Source organism: Variovorax humicola, assembly GCF_037889915.1.
GTDB classification, from domain to species: Bacteria; Pseudomonadota; Gammaproteobacteria; order Burkholderiales; family Burkholderiaceae_C; genus Variovorax; species Variovorax humicola.
In genome coordinates this window covers 29712-48417 of sequence record NZ_JBBKZV010000039.1, presented here as the reverse complement: position 1 = coordinate 48417, position 18706 = coordinate 29712, and the positions used below count along the sequence as shown (strand labels likewise).

At 66.4% G+C, this 18706-nt stretch carries 26 protein-coding genes and 6 pseudogenes; 21 read left to right on the top strand and 11 right to left on the bottom strand.

The genetic code is table 11. The annotated features are described in order from the left end of the window. A partial coding sequence (locus WKW80_RS32785; protein ID WP_340367765.1) for a PHP domain-containing protein occupies window positions 1–1338 on the top strand: 1338 nt, incomplete at its 5' end. A 434-nt stretch (window positions 1339–1772) separates the two neighbouring features. Here the strand turns inward: WKW80_RS32785 and WKW80_RS32780 are convergent. Continuing rightward, window positions 1773–1925, bottom strand: coding sequence for a glycine zipper domain-containing protein (locus WKW80_RS32780; RefSeq protein WP_340367764.1), 153 nt, complete (start codon window positions 1923–1925; stop codon window positions 1773–1775). A 16-nt stretch (window positions 1926–1941) separates the two neighbouring features. Between WKW80_RS32780 and WKW80_RS32775 the strand changes: the two genes are divergently transcribed. From WKW80_RS32775 to WKW80_RS32760, 4 genes are all read left to right on the top strand, one after another. Next, window positions 1942–2385, top strand: a complete 444-nt coding sequence (locus WKW80_RS32775) for a flavodoxin family protein (RefSeq protein ID WP_340367763.1) — start codon at window positions 1942–1944, stop codon at window positions 2383–2385. A 16-nt stretch (window positions 2386–2401) separates the two neighbouring features. Next, window positions 2402–2602, top strand: a complete 201-nt coding sequence (locus WKW80_RS32770) for a universal stress protein (RefSeq protein WP_340367762.1) — start codon at window positions 2402–2404, stop codon at window positions 2600–2602. After that, window positions 2599–2823, top strand: a complete 225-nt coding sequence (locus WKW80_RS32765) for a universal stress protein (protein ID WP_340367761.1) — start codon at window positions 2599–2601, stop codon at window positions 2821–2823. The genes WKW80_RS32770 and WKW80_RS32765 overlap by 4 nt, the downstream gene beginning before the upstream one ends. A gap of 314 nt (window positions 2824–3137) precedes the next feature. Further along, a complete protein-coding gene (locus WKW80_RS32760; RefSeq protein ID WP_340367760.1) occupies window positions 3138–3656 on the top strand; it encodes a CBS domain-containing protein in 519 nt (172 codons plus the stop codon). Here the strand turns inward: WKW80_RS32760 and WKW80_RS32755 are convergent. After that, window positions 3634–5043, bottom strand: a complete 1410-nt coding sequence (locus WKW80_RS32755) for a CHAD domain-containing protein (protein ID WP_340367759.1) — start codon at window positions 5041–5043, stop codon at window positions 3634–3636. The genes WKW80_RS32760 and WKW80_RS32755 overlap by 23 nt on opposite strands. 259 nt (window positions 5044–5302) lie before the next feature. Between WKW80_RS32755 and WKW80_RS32750 the strand changes: the two genes are divergently transcribed. From WKW80_RS32750 to WKW80_RS32740, 4 genes and pseudogenes are all read left to right on the top strand, one after another. Further along, a complete protein-coding gene (locus WKW80_RS32750; RefSeq protein WP_340367758.1) occupies window positions 5303–5716 on the top strand; it encodes a hypothetical protein in 414 nt (137 codons plus the stop codon). A gap of 91 nt (window positions 5717–5807) precedes the next feature. Beyond that, window positions 5808–6059 (top strand): annotated as a pseudogene (locus tag WKW80_RS37550) (S16 family serine protease); the annotation flags it as partial. Between the two features lie 13 nt (window positions 6060–6072). After that, window positions 6073–6147 (top strand): annotated as a pseudogene (locus WKW80_RS37545) (hypothetical protein); the annotation flags it as partial. Window positions 6148–6163: 16 nt separating this feature from the next. Continuing rightward, window positions 6164–6394: a S16 family serine protease gene (locus tag WKW80_RS32740; protein ID WP_340367756.1), complete on the top strand. Its 231-nt coding sequence runs from the start codon at window positions 6164–6166 to the stop codon at window positions 6392–6394. A 23-nt stretch (window positions 6395–6417) separates the two neighbouring features. On the opposite strand, the gene WKW80_RS32735 is transcribed toward WKW80_RS32740, so the two are convergent. The 4 genes from WKW80_RS32735 to WKW80_RS32720 all read right to left on the bottom strand — a co-directional run bounded on the left by WKW80_RS32735 (window position 6418) and on the right by WKW80_RS32720 (window position 9478). Continuing rightward, the gene (locus WKW80_RS32735; RefSeq protein WP_340367755.1) at window positions 6418–6705 is read right to left on the bottom strand and encodes a nitroreductase family protein; all 288 of its coding nucleotides are present in this window, start codon (window positions 6703–6705) and stop codon (window positions 6418–6420) included. Window positions 6706–6746: 41 nt separating this feature from the next. After that, on the bottom strand, window positions 6747–6932 hold the full coding sequence (locus WKW80_RS32730) for a hypothetical protein (RefSeq protein ID WP_340367754.1): 186 nt from the start codon (window positions 6930–6932) through the stop codon (window positions 6747–6749). Between the two features lie 226 nt (window positions 6933–7158). Continuing rightward, window positions 7159–8688, bottom strand: coding sequence for a thymidine phosphorylase family protein (locus WKW80_RS32725; RefSeq protein WP_340367753.1), 1530 nt, complete (start codon window positions 8686–8688; stop codon window positions 7159–7161). Window positions 8689–8869: 181 nt separating this feature from the next. Beyond that, complete coding sequence (locus tag WKW80_RS32720) at window positions 8870–9478, bottom strand: nitroreductase family protein (RefSeq protein ID WP_340367752.1); 609 nt, start codon at window positions 9476–9478, stop codon at window positions 8870–8872. Window positions 9479–9577: 99 nt separating this feature from the next. Here WKW80_RS32720 and WKW80_RS37540 point away from each other — a divergent pair. From WKW80_RS37540 to WKW80_RS32685, 5 genes and pseudogenes are all read left to right on the top strand, one after another. After that, a pseudogene (locus WKW80_RS37540) lies at window positions 9578–10293 on the top strand (PEP/pyruvate-binding domain-containing protein). 6 nt (window positions 10294–10299) lie between these two features. Further along, window positions 10300–11322: a PEP-utilizing enzyme gene (locus WKW80_RS37535; protein ID WP_422823009.1), complete on the top strand. Its 1023-nt coding sequence runs from the start codon at window positions 10300–10302 to the stop codon at window positions 11320–11322. Next, window positions 11286–11606, top strand: coding sequence for a hypothetical protein (locus WKW80_RS32695; protein WP_340367750.1), 321 nt, complete (start codon window positions 11286–11288; stop codon window positions 11604–11606). The genes WKW80_RS37535 and WKW80_RS32695 overlap by 37 nt, the downstream gene beginning before the upstream one ends. Before the next feature lie 17 nt (window positions 11607–11623). Then, a complete protein-coding gene (locus WKW80_RS32690; RefSeq protein ID WP_340367749.1) occupies window positions 11624–11911 on the top strand; it encodes a hypothetical protein in 288 nt (95 codons plus the stop codon). Between the two features lie 6 nt (window positions 11912–11917). Next, entirely contained in the window at window positions 11918–12133 is a 216-nt protein-coding gene (locus WKW80_RS32685; RefSeq protein ID WP_340367748.1) for a phosphoribosyltransferase family protein, read from the top strand. A gap of 169 nt (window positions 12134–12302) precedes the next feature. Here WKW80_RS32685 and WKW80_RS32680 read toward each other — a convergent pair whose 3' ends face one another. Both WKW80_RS32680 and WKW80_RS32675 read right to left on the bottom strand, forming a co-directional pair. Beyond that, window positions 12303–12506: a YgaP family membrane protein gene (locus tag WKW80_RS32680; protein ID WP_340367747.1), complete on the bottom strand. Its 204-nt coding sequence runs from the start codon at window positions 12504–12506 to the stop codon at window positions 12303–12305. A 559-nt stretch (window positions 12507–13065) separates the two neighbouring features. Beyond that, window positions 13066–13692 (bottom strand): sensor histidine kinase, encoded by a 627-nt coding sequence (locus tag WKW80_RS32675; protein WP_340367746.1) that lies wholly within the window; start codon window positions 13690–13692, stop codon window positions 13066–13068. Here WKW80_RS32675 and WKW80_RS32670 point away from each other — a divergent pair. Then, a complete protein-coding gene (locus WKW80_RS32670; RefSeq protein WP_340367745.1) occupies window positions 13672–14151 on the top strand; it encodes a hypothetical protein in 480 nt (159 codons plus the stop codon). The genes WKW80_RS32675 and WKW80_RS32670 overlap by 21 nt on opposite strands. A 117-nt stretch (window positions 14152–14268) precedes the next feature. Here the strand turns inward: WKW80_RS32670 and WKW80_RS32665 are convergent, their stop codons facing one another. Next, a complete protein-coding gene (locus WKW80_RS32665) occupies window positions 14269–14745 on the bottom strand; it encodes a BON domain-containing protein (RefSeq protein ID WP_340367744.1) in 477 nt (158 codons plus the stop codon). Between the two features lie 28 nt (window positions 14746–14773). On the opposite strand from WKW80_RS32665, the pseudogene WKW80_RS37530 reads away from it, so the two are divergent. The 5 genes and pseudogenes from WKW80_RS37530 to WKW80_RS32635 all read left to right on the top strand — a co-directional run bounded on the left by WKW80_RS37530 (window position 14774) and on the right by WKW80_RS32635 (window position 17403). Continuing rightward, a pseudogene (locus tag WKW80_RS37530) lies at window positions 14774–15108 on the top strand (phosphoketolase family protein). A 70-nt stretch (window positions 15109–15178) separates the two neighbouring features. After that, window positions 15179–15832, top strand: coding sequence for a BON domain-containing protein (locus WKW80_RS32650; RefSeq protein ID WP_340367741.1), 654 nt, complete (start codon window positions 15179–15181; stop codon window positions 15830–15832). A 4-nt stretch (window positions 15833–15836) separates the two neighbouring features. Then, a pseudogene (locus WKW80_RS32645) lies at window positions 15837–16211 on the top strand (SDR family NAD(P)-dependent oxidoreductase); the annotation flags it as partial. 58 nt (window positions 16212–16269) lie between these two features. After that, window positions 16270–16389, top strand: coding sequence for an SDR family oxidoreductase (locus WKW80_RS32640; protein ID WP_340367769.1), 120 nt, complete (start codon window positions 16270–16272; stop codon window positions 16387–16389). A 26-nt stretch (window positions 16390–16415) separates the two neighbouring features. Next, window positions 16416–17403, top strand: a pseudogene (locus tag WKW80_RS32635) (zinc-dependent alcohol dehydrogenase family protein). A gap of 37 nt (window positions 17404–17440) precedes the next feature. Here WKW80_RS32635 and WKW80_RS32630 read toward each other — a convergent pair. Further along, complete coding sequence (locus WKW80_RS32630; protein ID WP_340367740.1) at window positions 17441–17764, bottom strand: hypothetical protein; 324 nt, start codon at window positions 17762–17764, stop codon at window positions 17441–17443. On the opposite strand from WKW80_RS32630, the gene WKW80_RS37525 reads away from it, so the two are divergent. Continuing rightward, window positions 17720–17821, top strand: coding sequence for a TraR/DksA C4-type zinc finger protein (locus tag WKW80_RS37525; RefSeq protein WP_422823008.1), 102 nt, complete (start codon window positions 17720–17722; stop codon window positions 17819–17821). The genes WKW80_RS32630 and WKW80_RS37525 overlap by 45 nt on opposite strands. 38 nt (window positions 17822–17859) lie before the next feature. Here WKW80_RS37525 and WKW80_RS32625 read toward each other — a convergent pair whose 3' ends face one another. After that, a complete protein-coding gene (locus WKW80_RS32625; protein WP_340367739.1) occupies window positions 17860–18681 on the bottom strand; it encodes a universal stress protein in 822 nt (273 codons plus the stop codon). Window positions 18682–18706 lie beyond the last annotated feature (25 nt).

Genomic DNA, 18706 nt, shown 5'->3' with positions numbered 1-18706 from the left:
GCCACGGCGACCCGCCTGAAGGAACCAAGGCGCTTCAAGCTGTCACTGGCTACGTCAGTGTATGACGCGCTGCGCGCAGAACTCATCGCCATATCGGGCGTTCTCGGCATCGAGTCTGCGGGCAGCCTGCGCAGGCAACGCGACACCGTGGGCGATCTCGACCTGGTGGCGGCCGTCGAGCACGACAGTCCGATCATGGACCGCTTTGTTTCCGGCACGGACGGGCGGCGCGTACTCGTCAAGGGACCGACGCGGGCCAGTATCGTGCTTGCCAGCGGCCTGCAAGTGGATCTTCGGGCGGTGCCGCACGAGAGCTTCGGCGCGGCATGGCTCTACTTCACCGGCTCGAAGGCCCACAACATCGCGTTGCGACAGCGGGCGCACGCGGCGGGGCTCAAGCTCAACGAGTACGGCCTTTTTCGCGGCGACCTGCGCATCGCGGGCGATACGGAAGCATCGGTGTATGGCGCGCTTGGCTTGCCCTTCATCGAACCCGAGCTGCGCGAACAGCGCGGTGAGATCGAGGCGGCGTTGTCGCACAGCCTTCCCGTGCTGGTACAACGCCGCGACCTGCGTGGCGATCTGCATGCGCATACGCGCGAGAGCGACGGCCGCGAAAGCCTCGAGGCGATGGCCGCCGCCGCCCGAGCCCGCGGACTCGAATATCTCGCGATCACGGACCATTCGCCGCGGCTTGCGCTGGCCCACGGCCTGGATGCGGAACGGCTTGCACGACAGATCGACCGCATCGACGAACTCAACGCCCGCCTCGTTGGCATCACGCTGCTCAAAGGCATCGAGGTCGACATCCTGGAGGACGGGAGGCTGGACCTGCCCGACGCCGTCTTGCGGCGGCTGGACCTGGTCGTGGGAGCCGTGCACCATCGCTTCGACTTGCCCCGCGACAGGCAGACCGACCGGCTGCTGCGCGCCATGGACCACCCGTGCTTCAGCGTCCTCGCCCACCCCACCGCGCGACTCATCGGAGAGCGCGCCGCCTGTGAAATCGATCTTTCGCGCGTGATACGCCATGCGCGTCAACGCGGCTGCTTTCTGGAGCTCAATGCCCAGCCCTCCCGGCTCGACCTGGACGACATCGCCTGCCGCATGGCCAAGGACGAAGGGGTGCTGGTAAGCATCGCCTCCGACGCCCACAGCCTGGACGAGTTCGACAACCTGCGCCATGGCATCGGCCAGGCGCGACGCGGCTGGCTGGAATCGCGCGATGTCCTCAACACCCGCAGCCTTGCCGCGCTGAGAAGCCTGCTGTCCGCGACGATGGACAAGCCGGCGCCACACGGCCGGGTTCGCGCGGACGAAACCCTTGCAGCGCACTGAGCCGGCAGGCCGCACGCATGACGGAGGCAAGCGCCTTTCTTCAGCACCGAAGGGTACCGAACATGAAAAAGCACCCGACCGCAGTCCCCCCGCCAGTTGCGGCGATGGCACGCAGGCGTCGTGCCCAGGCTCCGACCGTCCCGCCCCCTGGCGATGACATGGCGAGCGTCACTCCCGGACACGCGTGGGAGCCGGGGCGAATCGACATGGAGCGCCCGGGCAGGCTTCAGGGTTCGATCGAGACCGTCTCGCGCGACGAGTCGGCAGGGGGCATGGAATCGCCAGGGCCTGCCACGGATGCGAGAAAAGCCACGCCCTTCGAATAGGCGCGGGCAATGACGGTGCCGGCCCGGGCACACGTTGTGGCGAGCCCATCGGGCAACCGATGCCCGGGGTCGTCGCTGTGGGGAGACCTCGGCCTTGGCAGCAGACAGTCAGCGACGGGCGGCAAGAAGACCGACGAACAGCGCGGCCGCGGCAGCGATGCCAATTGCGCGATACGGATGATCGTGAACCGCCTCGTCCGCTTGCGCAGCGGCGTCGCGCGCCTTGCGCATCGCACCGGCCTGCAACGCATCGACCCGCAAGCGTTGCAGCCCGCCCTTGATCTTTGCTGCAAGCGCAAAGTGCCTGCGCAGGGGCCTCCCGGGCTACCTGCGCAGCGTGCTCGACTCGATGCTGCGTCGCTGTCCGCCCATTCGCTACGACGGCCCGTTGCCAAAGTCATTCGACGCCGTGGTGCTCGTGTCGCCGATCTGGGCATGGCGCCTGGCCAGTCCCATGCGCAGCTTCGTGATGCGGCGACAAGACCACCTGCCGGACGTCGCCGTCGTCTCGGTAATGGGCGGCGGCGGCGCGGCCAATGCGGTGGACGAGGTCTCGCAAATTCTCGGTCGCGCGCCCCTCCTCCACGCAGCCTTCGCCCAGCGCGAAGTCGAGAGCGGCAGCCAGGCGCAGCGCCTTCAATCCTTCGGCGAGGAACTGGTCCGCGCAGAAGGCGCCCATCGCCCCCTTCACCCCGTCACGCTGAACCAGCAGACGGCCTGAAGAACGGAAGCCTTCCATGAGAATCCTTGTCGCAACTGATGGCTCCAGGCATGCCCTGCGCGCCGTGAAGTACGCGGCGGGACTCGTGCACCTCTTGCGCACGCGAAACAGGATCACGCTGGTCAGCGTGCACGACGACACCGGCCTGCGGTCAAGGCCTTCGTCGGCAAGGACCAGGTTGCGGACTACCTGCGCGAGCTCAGCGAGAAGGAGATGAAGCCGGCCATCAAGCTGCTGAAAGCCGATGACATCGGCTACGACATGGAGATCCGCACGGGCCATGTCGCGCAGGAGATCGTCGCATGCGCGAACGAAGGCAGGTTCGACATGATCGTGCTGGGTTCCAAAGGGCGCGGCGCGGTGGCCGACATGCTGCTCGGCTCTGTCGTGCACAAGGTGATGGCGCTGGCGAAGCAGCCGGTCATCGTCGTCAAGTAGACCTCCACCGTTTCGCCAGAGGTGCGCCCTGAACAAGGAATGACCAGCAGTGGCTGAAGACGGGACAAGCAGCCCAATCCTTGACCTGCGTCAAGACTTCGTACACAGGGAACACTACAGTGAGGGATCCTCCACCCGGGGGATTTCGCGGCATCCGCCCGATGCCGTGCGGTGAAGACAGGCCCAGTCCGCTCGCGCATCGGCGCGGGGGCTGGGACCTTCACCAGGCCCGCCGCTCCGCAAGGATGGCGGGCCTTTTCTTTCCATGTGTACCGTGAGGTTCTCGCCTGCGTGGAGGACCCTTCCAGCGCCACTTGATCGCGATCGGCCATTGGCTTGCGCCTGATCAACCGCCGGGCATCCTCCAGTCCTTACTGTTCGTGCATCACCTTCAATCGAAGCGAGCCAACATGAGCCGAACCATCTCATCCCTGATGCAGCCCATCGTATGGAGCGTGGGCATGGACGCCACCGTGGCGGAAGTCGAGACCCTGCTCTCCGCTAGGCACCTGTCCTGGGTCCCCGTCACCGAGCCCGTGCGGGGCGAAGCCGTCGGCGTGATCAGCGCCTCGGACATCGTGCAGTTCCATGCACAGAATCGCGACGCCGCCACTTCCCACGCATGGCAGATGTGCACCTACAAGCCAATCGTGGCCGACCTCGACACGCCGATCGACAAGGTCGCGGCGCTCATGGTGGAGCGCGGCGTCCATCACGTTGTCGTGACAGGCCGCGACGGGATGGTGGGTATCGTGTCCTCGCTGGATTTTGTGCGCACGTTTGCAGCGGAAGACAGGTCTGCGCAGGTCGTCACCGCAGCGCCATCCGCTTGAAGTCCTTCCAGCGCTTGCGCACCTCGGGCCTCGCGCTTCGGCTGCGCCGATCGAGGTGCTCGCTGGCGGCTCTCGCGGAGGGCGCGAGCCTGTGTTCCTTCCCGGCAAGTTCGCCGAGCAGGCGCTTGGCAACGATGGCATCGTTGAGCTGGCCGAGGACATCCTGCAAGGCCGCCAGGCGTTCGATGTAGCGCTGCGCCGGCTTGCCCGGATAAAGCGAGCGAAAGAAGTCGGTGGCGTAGCGCAGCCGTTTGGCGGCGATGCGCACCCTGTGCCGCTGCGCGGGTCGGGCGCGCGCAATGCCCTTGCCGGCATCGATCAACTTGTGATGCAGGCGGCCCGATACGCGAAGCGCATACGGACGCAGCGGTTGGTACAGTGCCTTGCGGCCCTTCTTGCCGACCGAGGTGCGCCACGCCATGCATTCCAGCCATGCAGCCAGGCCCAGCGAAAGCCGCGCATACCGATGCGAGGCAAGTGCCTGCGCCGAACTGCGTCGATGCATCCCGGCCGATGCAGATGCGTTTTGAAGCAATGCGGTCCATGTGGATTGCCCGCCCGCGTCGTGGGCCAATGCCGGCAAGGTCTCGACGGATAGCACCTCCGCATCGCGCGACTCGCCCAAGACCCGTCCAGGCAACTGGTTTCCATCGGCGACATGGCGGCTGCCATGGACAGCGACAGCATCTTGTGCTGGTCTTCTCTTTGCATTGCCCAATGCCGTGCCAGCCTTGCCGGGGACCTCGACGATCCTTAGCTTGCCCCTCTTCCTCCTGACGATCCAACTGGCATCCGCGAGAAAGCCGGCCCTTCCTCGATGGATTGCCAGGTCGCTGCTACCCAGCGTGCCGGTGGAATTGATCAATGCGCTGCAGACGACACGCAATCCTTCCGACCTGGCCGACATCACGGCGAGCGTGAGCGATGCCGAGACAACAGGCCCGTCTTGAAATGACCCATTCCGCTGAAAGGTGCGGGCACTGCTCAAGCTCCTGTCGCACCGGCTCGAGGTGCGCTGTCCAAGGAGATCGGTGAACGGACCAAGGAGCATCTCGACGATCACCAGCGCAAGTTCCTGTTGCGCCAGCCACTCAAGACAATCCAGGCCGCGCTCGGCGAGACGGGGGGCGACGAGGAAGAGTTCGCGCGCATCGAGGAAAAGATCGCAGATGCCGGGATGCCGGCAGATGTCGAGGCCCACAGCCGCAAGGAACTCGCCCGACTCCGGGGCATGCCCGATGCATCGAGCGAGTCCTCGATGCTGCGCACCTATCTCGAGTGGATGACCGAGTTGCCCGGGAACACCGAACCGGCTGCACCGCTGAATCTTGGCGCGGCGCGCCAGACGCTGCAGGCCGATCACCTCGGCCTCGATCGTGTCAAGCAACGCATCATCGAGTTCCTGGCCGTGCGCAAGCTCAATCCCGGCGGCCGGGATCCTCTGCTTCGTGGGGCGCCCGGGGTCGGCAAGACCTCGCTGGGACAAAGCATCGCGCGCGCCATCCAGCGACCCTCTGCCCCCGCGCGTCGTTCGGCGGCATGCACCGACGAAGCGGAAATCCGCCGGCATCGCCGGACGTACATCGGCGCCATGCCCCGGCGCCATCGTGCAGGCGTTGCGGCGCGCGGGCGCGCGAGACTGCGTCATGAAGCTCGACGAGATCGACAAGATCAGTGCCAGCGCCCAAGGCGATCCGTCGGCGGCCCTGCTCGAGGTGCTCGATCCCGAACAACAACAGCTCTCGCGACAACTACCTGGGCGTGCCCTTCGACCTGAGCCGCATCGTCTTCATTGTCCCGCCAACGTGATCGAGAACGTTCCCGCAGCGGTTCGCGACCGCATGGAGGACAACGAACTCGCGGGCTACACCCTGGAAGAAAAATTCCAGATCGCACGCAACTACCTGATCCGGCGCCAGCGCGCGCCAGCGGCCTGGAAAGAGGCGCAATGCGAACTGGACGACCAGGCCCTTCAGGCGATCGTCTCCGGGTACACGCGGGAAGCAGGTGACGCCAGTTCGAGCGGGAAATCGGCCGCGTCATGCGATATGCGGCAGTGAAGGTCGCCAAAGGTGCGGTCGGAAGCATCCGCATCGGCGCGGCCGACCTGGACGAAATCCGGGCCCGGCGGCCTATGAGCATGAACTGGCGATGGTCAGCAATGTCACTGGGGTGGCGACCGGCCTGGCATGGACACCGGCTGGAGGCGAAATCCTGTTCATCGAGGCGACGCGCGTGTCCGGCATGGGCAAGCTCAACCTCACGGGACAACTTGAGAACGCGATGAAGGAAAGCGCCCAGGCGGCACTGACGCTCATCAAGGCTCGCGCCGCCCTGGTGGGCGTGCCGTCCAAGATTCGAGGGCATCGACATCCACCTTCACATCCGGCGGGCGCGATTCCCAAGGACGGGCCGAGTGCGGGCGTCGCGCTGTTCAATTCATTTGGCGTCGCTGTTCACGGGCAGGCCCACGCTCCACGATGTCGCCATGACCGGCGAGATCAGCCTTGCGCGGCCCGGTGCTGCCCGTCGGCGGCCTCAAGGAAAAGGTGCTGGCGGCGCAGCGCGCGGGTGTGCACACCGTTCTGCTGCCGGCGCGCAACCTGAAGGAGTTGCGCGAAGTGCCCGACAGCGTTCGCGCGGCGCTCCGGATCGTCGGGGTGTCAACGGTGGACGACGCGGTTCGCCACGCGCTGACCGGCATCGACGAGTTCAAGCCCGAGGCCGTTTCCGGCTGAGCCGCCCGCAGAGGTCGCCGACTTCAGGGCTTGCGATATCCCACCGTCTGCGCGAGCCCGATGCGCTGAGCTCTGCGCAGGCCCAATGCCTCGGCCAGCGCGCGCCGGTCGATGGCGGCGCGCTTCACCGTCGCCAGTCCCGCCGCCGCGCAATGCAGGTACACGTTCTGTGCGATGCCTCCGGCGTCGGCTCCCGCGAGAAAGGGCCGGTCGCGCATGTCGACCTCGACCATGCGATCGAAATCGGCCACGTACACCAGGTTGACCGGCGCGCTCGCGACGAAGTCCTGCATGCCCGTCAGCGCGCGCAAGTCCCCTGTCCACCAGATACAGGTAGTGCGTGCGGGGCTCGTTAGCGATAAGCGCCTTCAGCCAGCACGGCATAGACGTCGATTTCCTTCCAGTTGTACGCGGAAGGCGCCGTGCGCCCGCCCTGCCGCTCGCGATTGAACGCCGCCTGGTCGAGTGTCATCAACGTGGGCAAGAGCGTAGGCAGGACCGTGGATGCGCTCGCCGCCTCGATGTGGATGGGGCTCATGGCCGGGATTCAGGAGTCGACAATGCGGCCCGGCAGGCGCGGCGCTTGACACCGAACTCTGCCGCGTGGATTCGGGCTGACTTCGCAATTCGCACTCGCTGCTCAGAAAGGAGGAGCTGGCAGCATTGCCCGACACCAGAACGTCTGCTTTGACGTGGCGCAAGATCCAGGCGTCCACGCGGCCGAGCCCAAGTTGGCGGCGCGACATCTTCTTGCCGCCGCAGCGTCACGGGGCTGTCACGCTCGCCATCCCGACACCAGCGTCGATGCGAACGATCGGCAGCTGGGAATGCACGAAGCTCAGGGCATATTGGAGCGCCCCCAGGCTTTGAGCATGCAGCGTGTAGAGAGGATCATCGCGCTTGACGCGATCGCTCACCCGCACGTGCATCGAGGCGCCCGCTGCCGGATCGCGCGGCGCGCCTGCGAGCTTGGCCGTTCGCGCCACGAGCCGCGTGTCGATGGCGGACACCATGCCGTCCACGGGCGCACGCACGCTTCGCACGTGCGCCGCCCTGGGCGGTACGCGCAAGCCGCCCTGCGCCTCGCAGATCGCAATGAACTTGGCCAGTGCGCGTCCGTCGTCCAGCACCTCGCGCGCCATCAAGTTTCCCCTCTCCGGCGCGGCCTTTCCCGACATCTCGAGGATCAGCCCGGCCAGCAGGAGTGCCCGATCGCGCAGATCCTGCGGCGCATCGGCCCGGCGTTCGAGCACCGCCATCACATCCATCGCCTCGAGTGCCGGGCCGACCCCGCGGCCGACGGGCTGGCTTCCATCGGTGAACACGGTCTGGACCTGCAGGCCCAGCGCCGCGCCCACCGACACCAGCCCTCGCGAAAGCCGGTCCGCCGCAGCCGGACTGCGGACCTTGGTCAGCACGCCCAGGGGAATGTCGATCAGCACGCGCTGCGAACCCATGGCGGCCTTCTTGGACAGGATGGACGCCACCATGAGGCCTTCGCTGTCGATGCTCAACGGCCGCTCCACGCGAATCAGCATGTCGTCGGCGGGGCTGAGGCGCATGGCATTGCCCCACACGATGCAGCCGCATTCGCGCTCCACGACGCGGCGCATTGCCGCCAGGTCCAGGTCGACCGGCGCCAACGTCTCCATCACGTCCGCAGTCCCGGCCGCTGACGTGATGGCGCGTGAAGAAGTCTTAGGCATGACCACGCCACAGGCGGCGACGATGGGCACCACGATCAGCGTCGTTCGATTGCCAGGCAATCCACCGATGCAATGCTTGTCCACCACCGGCGACATCCCCCAATCCAGGCGCTCTCCCACATCGACCATCGCGCGCGTCAGCGCCACGGTCTCCTCGAGATCGAGGCCGTCCCCGGCGCACATCGTCACGAAGGACGCCAAGTGTATGTCGGGAACCCGCCCGCGACTCACATCGTCCATCAGTGCACGCAGTGCCGCGTAATGCAGTCGCTCGCCATGAAGCTTGCTTCGAAGATGCGTCAGCGAATCGAGCACGGGCGGATGCCGCACCACCAGTTCGTCGCCTTCCGACGCACCCATGAGGTTCCAAGCCGACTCCGACAGGGCGATCTCGTCGTTGCGAAGCCAGTTGCCGCTCACCTGGTGAAGGACGGCGAGCAGGTGACGGCCGTCGGAAGTCACCTCGACTTGCGCCTGCGACTGGAAACCCTCGGCCTTGCAGACATCGCAGTCGCTGCGCAGGTAGACCACGGGTTGCTGGTAGGTATCGATGCCGGCGCGGCGCGCCAGCAAAGCGTTGAATGACACAGGGCATCGCTCCGCGGAACTCGTGCGGCCCCGCGCTCGTCCGAGTGCGATTCCGCGTACCCCCCTGAACATGGCGTCATTATTCGGACGCCCCGGCTTCCCGACCTTGACCCGGATCAACCCTCCCAGAATGCACCACGCTCAAAACGCCAATGCCGGGGCATTCGTCGCCTCGCTGCGATCACGGACCCGGCGCCTCCCAACCCACCGTCTGCGCGAGAGTGATGCGCTGGTTTGCCGGCAGTTGCAGCGCCTTTGCCAGACCGCGCCGGTCGATCATTGCGCGCACCACCGTGCCAAGACCCATGGCCGCGCAGCAGAGGTAGACGTTCTGTGCGATGAATCCGGTATCTGTGCCAGCCAGGAACGGCCGGTCCTCCAGTGCAGCCTCCACCATCCGGTCCAGATGAGCGACATAGACCAGGTTCAGCGGAGCTGCACCCACGAAGTCCTGCACGCCGGTGGCGCCGCGCAGATCCTGCGCGCTGACAAGCGCCAGGCGATGCGCCTCCGGTTCGTACCGGTAGGCGCCCTCGGGCAGGACCGCATAGATATCAACCTCCTTCCAGCCGCGCGCCGATGGCGCGGTGCGGCCACCAGTTTGCTCCCGGTTGATCCCGCAGGCTGCCCAGAGTAACGCCGAAAGCGTGGCGAGCGAAACCGGATCCGGCCGGAATGACCGCGTGCTCCGGCGTCCCCTGAGGGTCTGGTGCAGCGACGCTTGCGACGGAAGCTGAGGGGCCGGCAGCACGACGGCGTCCGATGCGAGATCCAATGGAATGACAGACATGACGCGTCCTTGCAGTTCAAGAAGGACACAAGGATCCCGCAACGGTGCGAGCGCGCCATTGACCTGGCGCAAGCCTGCGTCGCGGTCGCGCACCGCCCGATGGGCCTGCGCCAGGCGCGAGCGATCTGCCGGGCCGAAAGCCGTGCAGCAAGGCTGCGCGACCCTGCGCAAATCGCCTACCGCGTCGAGAGAGGCTTCGTCACCTCCGGATCTTCAGTCGGTGTGCGTGATGCAGATGGTGCGCTCCGACCTCGCGGGCAGCGGTGTCATGTTCACGCTCTACCGACAGCGGATTCCGGGATGTGGTCTACATCCACCGGGGCCTACAGCCTGGGCGAGAACATCGTCCAGGGCACGGTGGACCCCGACGAGTTCTACGTCTTCAAGCCCACGCTCAAGCTTGGCCATGGCGCCGTGCTGCGACGTAAGCCGGGCAGCAAACAGATGCGATGGTGTATTCGAAGACCGAAGGGCCCGAAACCACCGGCAACGAATCCACGCCACCGGACGATCAGGCGCGCTGCTGCATCAAGGACGCCGCTGTGCTGGCATTAGCCGATGCCGCCGTGGCGATCGAAGACGACTTCAGCGGCCGTGCAGGCCAGCCGACCCCGATGGACATCGAATGGGCCAGGGACGGGCTCGATGGAGAGATCTACATCGTGCAGGCCCGACCGGAGACGGTCGCCTCGCGCAGGCCGCGTCAGCGCTTCGACACGTACCGGTTGCGGGAGCCGGCGCGGCCGCTGCTTGCGGGTCGCGCGGTCGGCTCTTCCATCGCCTCCAGGAAGGCACGTGTCATCACCGACATGTAGGCCTTGGTGCTGATCGCCGACACCACCACGCCCGACTGGGGCCCCGTGATGAAGATCGCGTCGGCCGTCGTGAACAACCGCGGCGGCGGCACCTGCCATGCGGCCATCGTGGCCCGCGAACTGGGCATTCCGGCGGTCGTCGGATGTGACGGTGCGACGGCCATGATCCTCACGGGCGAGCAGATCACCGTGCACTGCGCAGGCGGAGCCGAAGGCCATGTCTATCCGGGCGCGGTGCCGTTCGACAAGGAGAGCGTGAATCTGTCTGCGCTCGCGCGCCCGCAGACGTACCTGATGGTCAATCTCGGCAACCCCGACCTCGCCTTACAGATCGCCCTGCTGCCCCATGACGGCGTGGGCCTGGCGCGCATGGAATTCATCGTGACCGGACACATCAGAATTCATCCGATGGCGCTGGTGCATCCGGAGAAAATGGGCCGACCCGCGCAGCGCGCCGAGATCGCGCGTCTGACCCGTGGCTTCGATCGGCCCGCGGACTACTTCGTGCGCCAGCCGTCCGAGGGTGTCGGCGCGATCGCAGCGGCCTTCCATCCCAAGCCCGTCATCGTGCGGATGTCCGACTTCAAGTCCAACGAGTACGTGCGCCTGCGGGGAGGCGGCGCCTTCGAATCCCCCGAAGAGAATCCAATGAACGGGTTTCGCGGTGCATCCCGCTATACGCGCCCCGCCTATGCGGATGGCTTTGCGCTCGAGTGCGCCGCCATGAAGCGGGGTGCGCGAAGACATGGGATTCGCCAACGTCAAGCTCATGATTCCCTGCTGCCGCCGCATTCCCGAGGCCGAGAAGGTGCTCGAGGCGGTGGCCGCCCACGGGCTGCGCCGCGACGCAAACGGCCTGGAGATCTACGTGATGTGCGAGATCCCGAACAACGTGATCCAGATCGACGCGTTCGCGCGCCTGTTCGACGGTTTTTCGATCGGGTTGAACGACCTCACAACTGGTCCTGGGGGTCGATCACGACTCGCGCATCGTGGCGTTCGACTTCGATGAGCGTGACGAGGGCGTGAAAACCATGATCCGGCAAACCATCGAGGGTGTCCGGCGCCACGGGACGGCACGTGGACATCTGCGGACAGGCCCCCTCGACTACCCGGAGATGGCCGCGCAGTTGGTCCAACTCGGCATCGATGCCATGAGCGTGAGCCCCGATGTCCTGCTCAAGATCACCGGCGATGTCCTGGCCGAAAGAAGCGCTTGGGGCGTGCGCCCAGGCCGCTACTTGACCACGGAATGGTCGACGCGGCGCAAGCCCGCGGCGGACCGCCGGGCCGATGATGCGAAGCTAACTTGAGAACGAGACCATGCGCTTTGCAGATCGCGCCGACGCCGCCAGGCAACTTTCGAAGGCCCTTGCGACCTGGAAGGGACACCACCCCTGGTCCTGGCCATCCCCGCGGCGCCCTGGAGATCGGCGCCATCCTGGCGCGGCAGTTGGGCGGGGATCTCGACGTGGTGCTCGTGCGGAAGTTGCGCGCGCCCGCCTCGCCTGAGCTCGCCATCGGCGCGATCGATGAAAGCGGGTGGACCCACATCGCGCCCCATGTCCTTGCAGCGGGTGCGACCGACGCATACATCGAACAGGAAAGGCGATCCTGACTGGGTGTGCTGGAAAGACGGCGCAAGCAATACACGCCCGATCGGGCACCGATCGACGCCGCCGATCGCACGGTCATCGTGGTGGACGACGGGCTCGCCACGGGCGCAACGATGGTGGCTGCCCTGCACGCAGTCCGGGCGCGCAAGCACCTCGACGCGGCCCTGCGCCGTGCCGGTCGCATCCGCTCGCAGCCTCGAACTGGTACGACCACTGGCCGATGAATTTGTATGTCTGCATGCGCCCGCGAGCTTCGACGCGGTTGGTCGGTTCTACAAGGCGTTCGATCAGGTGGAAGACGAGCACGCGCTGCGCCTGTTGCATCAGCAGGCCGGGCACGGAGCCGCACCTGCTCGCGCCGTTGATCTTCCGCACGCCCGCCGCTTGGCGGGATCACCGCTTGTGACGTGGCTGCGTGTCGAGATTAAACAATGAATAGAGGGGGCAGTTGCCGACGACACCGGTCAACACGGCCACGACGCCCAGATAGCCCCAGAGGCCAACGACGCCCGTGGCCGCCAGCACGATCAGCAAGATGCCCAACCCGATACGCAATGCGCGGTCGACGGGCCCGACGTTGATCGAAAGAAACGGCATGACTCTTCTCCTTGAACGACATGGAAGACGATGCTAGGCAGGCGGGCGACCGGCCGCGTTGAGGTGGATCAAGGTCCGTTCGCGCTGCTCGCAACGCGATGCATTCGCAGCGGATGAAGCGCTGTGGCTCCCGGGCCGGCTGACACCCTCGCGCCGGAAGGAGCGGCCGCCTCGGTCGCCTTGACGGAGGTCAATGGGCGCACCACGTGCGCGATCGAAAATGCACTACCTTTTCAAGAGCACGTCCATGCAATCAATGCTCATCCCTGGCGCTTTCGATCTTCCCTGGTGGGGCGATGTGATCGTAGCATTTGCGCTCACGCGGCTCACCATCGCCTGGGTCAGCGCAGTGCTGGGCTATCTCATCGAGCAAGTGGTTCGAATTCGACCGCGTGTAGCGACATCCGGAAAGTGCAGGCGCCCAGGCTTGGCGACGGTGATGCATGCGAGCCCGGGGCTTCGCGCCCATCCTGGTCCATCGGGCCATGGACGACCCGGGCGACGGGAGCGATCAACTCCGCGCGGCTCGACGGTCAGAAATTCCAGGCTCAACGGCGTATCAATGCTTCGTGGCGGGGAACGATTGGTGATTGGCGCGTGACGGGGACGACGTGCTCGGCGACGGCCAGTAGCCGCTCGCGCCGTCTGTTGGCCTTGCGCCATTCGATGGGGCCTGTCGCGTCGATTGGAGAGGTCCGATGCATGACATCCCATGCCAGCCGGCTGCGGAATCACCACGCAGATCCCGCGTACCCTTGCCGGGCGCCGAGGTCACGCGCAACTGCCCGCCGCACGCCTCCACCCGCTGGCGCACGGCCGCGATGCCATGACGACCGGGCCGATGGCAGCCCGGGTCGAAGCCCCGTCCGTTGTCCGCAACGATCACGATCACGTCACGCTCACCGTCGAGCAGGCTGACCTTCACCTTGTCGGCGTGCGCGTATCTGCCGACGTTTGTCAGGCTTTCCTGAACCACCCGATAGATAGCCCAATGGGTGGATTCAAGCACCACCACCTCCTGACGGCCCATGGTGACCGGGATACCTGCGCTGAGGCTGAAATCCCGGGCGAGATGGTCCAGCGCGGCACCGAGGCCCGCCGCGCCTGGCGACGAAGGCCTGTGCCCATCGATGATCCGGCGCTTCAAAGCCAAACCCGCATTGAGATGCTGAAAATGCTGCTCCATCCTGCTGCCCAAGCCACCGCCAAGTTACTGCCGCACACATGCCAGCTCCAGTTTGGCGGCCGTCAGGATCGAGCCCAATTCGTCGTGAAGTTCGCGCGCCAGATGCGCACGCTCTTCCTCGCGAGCCCGCCGCAGCTGCCGATCGAAAGACGCGTTCTCCGGATCGCCGGCCGCATTTCCAGGCTGAATGGTTTCCGATCCCGAAAATTTATCGAGCATGAACAGACTTTCGTGTTCTGCAAGAAATCGCCCGATACTACGTTTGATGCAGGCAGGGTCATTGACCTCCGTCAAGGCTTCCCACAGAAGGCTTCCTTCGAAACAGCTTCCCTTGCGACAGTTTTTCAAACCAGGCCGATGCGTCCTGTGCAAGATATCCAGCAGTTCAGCGCGACTGTCCAGGGCTGCGCAGAACGGTCGAAGAAGGACACTGCGGCAGCGCGAATGAGCCGGCTATGAAACAGGGTGACCGCGCACGTGGCGACCTCCACTCTGATCCATCACCAGCCGTCACCGCGACAGCCACAGCGCCCTGGAAGTCTGAAACGAGCGAACGGCATCCGCCGCACGCGCGCCTCAGGCGGCGACCCGGAGGTCGTCTTCGACGCTCACGATGCCCGGGGCGGACCATGCCGCGCCCTGCGCTGCCGAGCGCTCGGCCCACGAATGAACCGTGCCGCGCAATACCGCCTTCGCTCCCTTCACCTCGACCTGGATCCCCTTGGCTTCGTCCAGCGCGTGCCGTTCCAGCGCCTGACGAATGCGGGCGCCGATGTCGGCAGGCGTGAGATGAACCTTGAGGGTGATGTTGTTGCTGAGGCCCACCACGCCGATCAGCGCTTGGACGGCGCGCTTGGCAGCACTGCGCTGGAAATCCCAATCCAGTTCGCCATCGAGCGTGATCCAGCCCTTCTCCACGCGGATCCTGACGACGTTCTTCGGAATCTCCGAGTGCCAGTTCAAGGCACCTTCGGCGGCCTCGGCGATCTCCGCGTCACTGCGCTTGTGACTCGGCGACAGCTTTAAATCGAGCTCGACGGCCACGGCCTGCACGCCCTGCACACGTTGCACCGCACGCTCGATGTTCAGCACCGGCGCGCCGGTGATCTTCGCGTACCACGGCTATCCCGCGCTGATCCACCGACTCACCTACCAGCGCACCAACCATGACAACTTCCACGTGCACGGCTACCGAGAGGAAAGCAAACCACGCCCTTCGACATGACGGTGCTCAACCACCTCGACCGCTTCCACCTGGCCGCGGCGGCGATCGACCGTGTTGCCACGCACCCGCGAGCGCGCCAGCCATGTGCAGCAGCGGCTGCGCGACAAGCTGCTCGAACACCATGCATGGATCCGCCGCCACGGACGGGACATGCGATCAGCGGGTGGCGCTGGCAGGCATCGAACCCTTGATCTGACGCAAGCCATGGGCCCGCGCTGCTGCCTACATTGAAGTCGCTTCGCAACTCTTCAGGAGACCCTTATGAAGTCCGATGTGCAACTGAGAAACGATGTCCTGTCCGAACTCGCATGGGACCCGGCCATCACCGCCACCGATGTGGGCGTGATCGTCAAGGACGGCGTGGTCACGCTGACCGGCCATCCGTCGAGCCATGCCGAGAAGTGCGCCATCGAGCACGCGGTGCAGCGCATCGCCGGCGTGCGCGCGCTGGCGGTCGAGATGACCGTCAAGCTGCCGGCGGATTTCCAGCGCACCGACGCCGAGATCGCGCTGGCGGCCGAACGCGCGCTCGAATGGAACGTCCTCGTGCCCGACGGCAAGATCAAGGCGATGGTCGAGAACGGCTTCGCCACGCTGAGCGGCAAGGTCGACTGGGAGTACCAGCGCCGCGCCGCCGAGGTGGCGGTGCGCGACCTGCTCGGCGTTACCGGCGTGGCCAACCAGATCGTCGTCAAGCCGAAGGTCACCTCCACCGACATCGCGCTGAAGATCCAGAACGCGCTGGAACGCCAGGCCGACCGCGAGGCGCGCCGCATCGAGATCAGCGTCAGCGGCGCCGACGTAACGCTGCGCGGCACGGTGCATTCCTGGGCCGAGCGCCAAGCCGTGCAGGGTGCGGCCTGGTCGGCACCCGGCGTGGCCAACGTCGTGAACAACCTGCTCGTGGAGGCCTGACGCCATGCGCGCCGCGCTGGTCACCGGTAGCACCGCGGGCATCGGCGCGGCGACTGCGCAGGCGCTGAAGGCGCCCGGCTACCGGGTCGCCGTGAACCACGGCGCCAACACGCAGGCGACGCATGCCTTCACGAAGCGCACCGGCATTCCCGCGTTCACCAGGGACGTGGCCGATCCGATCGCCTGCAGCGAAGGCGTGGCGCTGGCGGAAGCCGAGATCGGCCCGATCGCCGTGCTCGTCAACAACGCCGGCATCACGCAGGACGCCGTGCTGCACAAGATGAGCTTCGAGCAATGGCGCGAGGTTCTCGACGTCACCCTCGGCGGCTGCTTCAACATGTGCCGCGCGGTGATCGAAGGCATGCGCGATCGCCGTTTCGGGCGCATCGTCAACATGGGCTCGGTCAACGGCCAGTCAGGGCAGGCCGGGCAATTCAATGGGACGGATCGCCAGCGCGCAGGAGATCGCGCGCTGCGTACTATTCCTCGTGGCCGAAGAAGCCGGCTTCATCAGCGGCGCCTCGCTGCCGGTGAACGGCGGCAAGTACATGGCGTGAGGTCTGCGATGCAGGACGACTCGACGATGCGGGCCATGGTCCTTGCGGCGCCACTGCTGCCGCTGGCCATGGAATACCGCACGTTGCCCGAGCCCGGTCCCGGCGAGTTGCGCTGCGCGTGCTGGCCTGCGCCGTGTGCCGCACCGACCTGCACGTCGTGGACGGCGACCTGCCGCTGCCGAGGCTGCCGATCATGCCCGGCCACGAGATCGTGGGCATCGTGGAAGCCATCGGCGAAGGGGTGGACTCGCATTGTCTCGACGACATCGTCGGCGTGCCGTGGCTCGGCCACACCTGTGGCCACTGCTTCTATTGCCAGCGGCCACGAAAACCTGTGCGACACGCCGAGCTTCACCGGCTACCACCGCGACGGCGGATTCGCCAGCCACGTTGTGGCGGAGGCCGCCTTCTGCCTGCCGCTCGGCGAGCTCGAACACGGGCCGGCGCGCATCGCACAGCTGATGTGCGCAGGCCTGATCGGCTGGCGCTGTCTCAGCGCGGCCGGACCGGACGCGCACCGGCTGGGGCTGTACGGCTTCGGCGCGGCAGCGCACCTCATCGCGCAGGTCGCGACCGCGCAGGGCCGCCATGTTTTACGCCTTCACCAGGCCCTGCGACGACCAGGGCCAGCGCTTCGCGCGCAGCATCGGCGCCGTATGGGCCGGCGGCTCCGACGAGCTGCCGCCGGAGCCGCTGGATACCGCGATCATCCTCGCGCCGGTCGGCGCCCTCGTGCCAGCGGCGCTGCGCCCGGTGCGCAAGGGCGGCCGCGTGGTCTGCGGCGGCATCCACATGAGCGACATCCCGGCCTTCGCCTACCGCTTGCTGTGGGAGGAGCGCCAACTGGTGTCGGTCGCCAACCTCACGCGGCAGGACGCAACCGGATTCTTCGCCGACGTTCGGGCGCACCCGCTCGACGTGCATGTCAAGACCTATCCGCTCGCGCAGGCCAACGAAGCGCTGGCCGACCTGCGCAACGGGCGGGTTCAGGGCGCGGCAGTGCTGATCCCATAGGCCTGCAGCGGCAGACAGCCGCATTCATCCACTTCTTTTAGTCATTGATCATGAAGCTCTCCACCGTCGACCACATCGCATTGGCCTCGCAACTGGACTCCCTGAAAAGGCAGGCCATCGACGATCTGCGCAGCCATGCGCCACATGTCGACCAGAGCGCCACCTCCATCGACCAGGAGGTGCACACGCACGCGGACGATGCCGAGGCCGAACGGGAGCAGGAAGTGCGCAGCGCCGAAATCGAGATCGATCGCCATCGCTGCACGACATCGAGGAAGCCGAGCGCCGTCTGGCCTGCGGGCGCTTCGGCGTCTGCATCGACTGCGGCGAGGAGATCGCGCGCCTGCGCCTGCTGGCCCATCCCATCGCGATCCGCTGTACGGCCTGCCAGGCGGCGCTGGAGGCGCGCCGGCGCTGAGCACCCGGGCCGCTGCGCAGCGGTTCCCGCGGACGCGCTCAATGCGACATCAACACCGGCACGGTCATGGACTGCAGGATCGACCGCGTCGCGCCGCCCAGCACCCACTCGCGCGCGCGGCTGTGGCCATAGCAGCCCATCACGAGCAGGTCGGCACCCACATCGGCGGCCCTGGACAGCAGATGCTCGCCCGCGTCGGCGTCCTCATGTCCACCCGGATGCACCGCCACCTTCACGCCGTGCGCCGCGAGATACGCCTGCAGGCTGTCCAGCGATGCATCGGCGCCCTCGCCGTAGCACACGGCATGCACAGCCTCCGCGCGCGTGAGCCATGGCAGTCCCGCCGACACCGCGCGCGCGGCCTCGCCTGACTCCTTCCAGGCGATGAGCACGTTCCGGCCGATCGGGCCGATCGGTCCCGCATAGGGCAGCACCAGCGCGGGCCTGCCGGATTGGACAAGCACACTGGACAGGAAGTCCGGCGGCAATTCGCCCGCCGCGGGGTCGTCAGCATCGCGCTGGCCAAGCACCAGCAGATCGGCGTAGATCGCGCAGTGCGAGAAGCCCCACGGTGCATCAACCAATGGCTCGCGCCAGCGCAAGCGTGCCGAGCCGGCGCCCGCCGCCATCAACACGGCATGCGCCTTGTCGCGGCAGTCCTCGTCCAGCGCCTGCATGATCTGCATGGCATCGGCCGAGGCTTCCAGTGCGTAGGGGTAGCGCATCAACGCGGTCAGCGTGCAGGGCTGCGCGACGACTTCGGCGTCGAACGCCTCGGCCAGTTCGCGCGCAACCCTGACGCGCTCCGCGGTGCGGGCGGAACTGTCCAGATGCAGGAGGATGGTCTTCGGGGTCGGCATGGGGGCTCCTTGATCGCCGTGAATG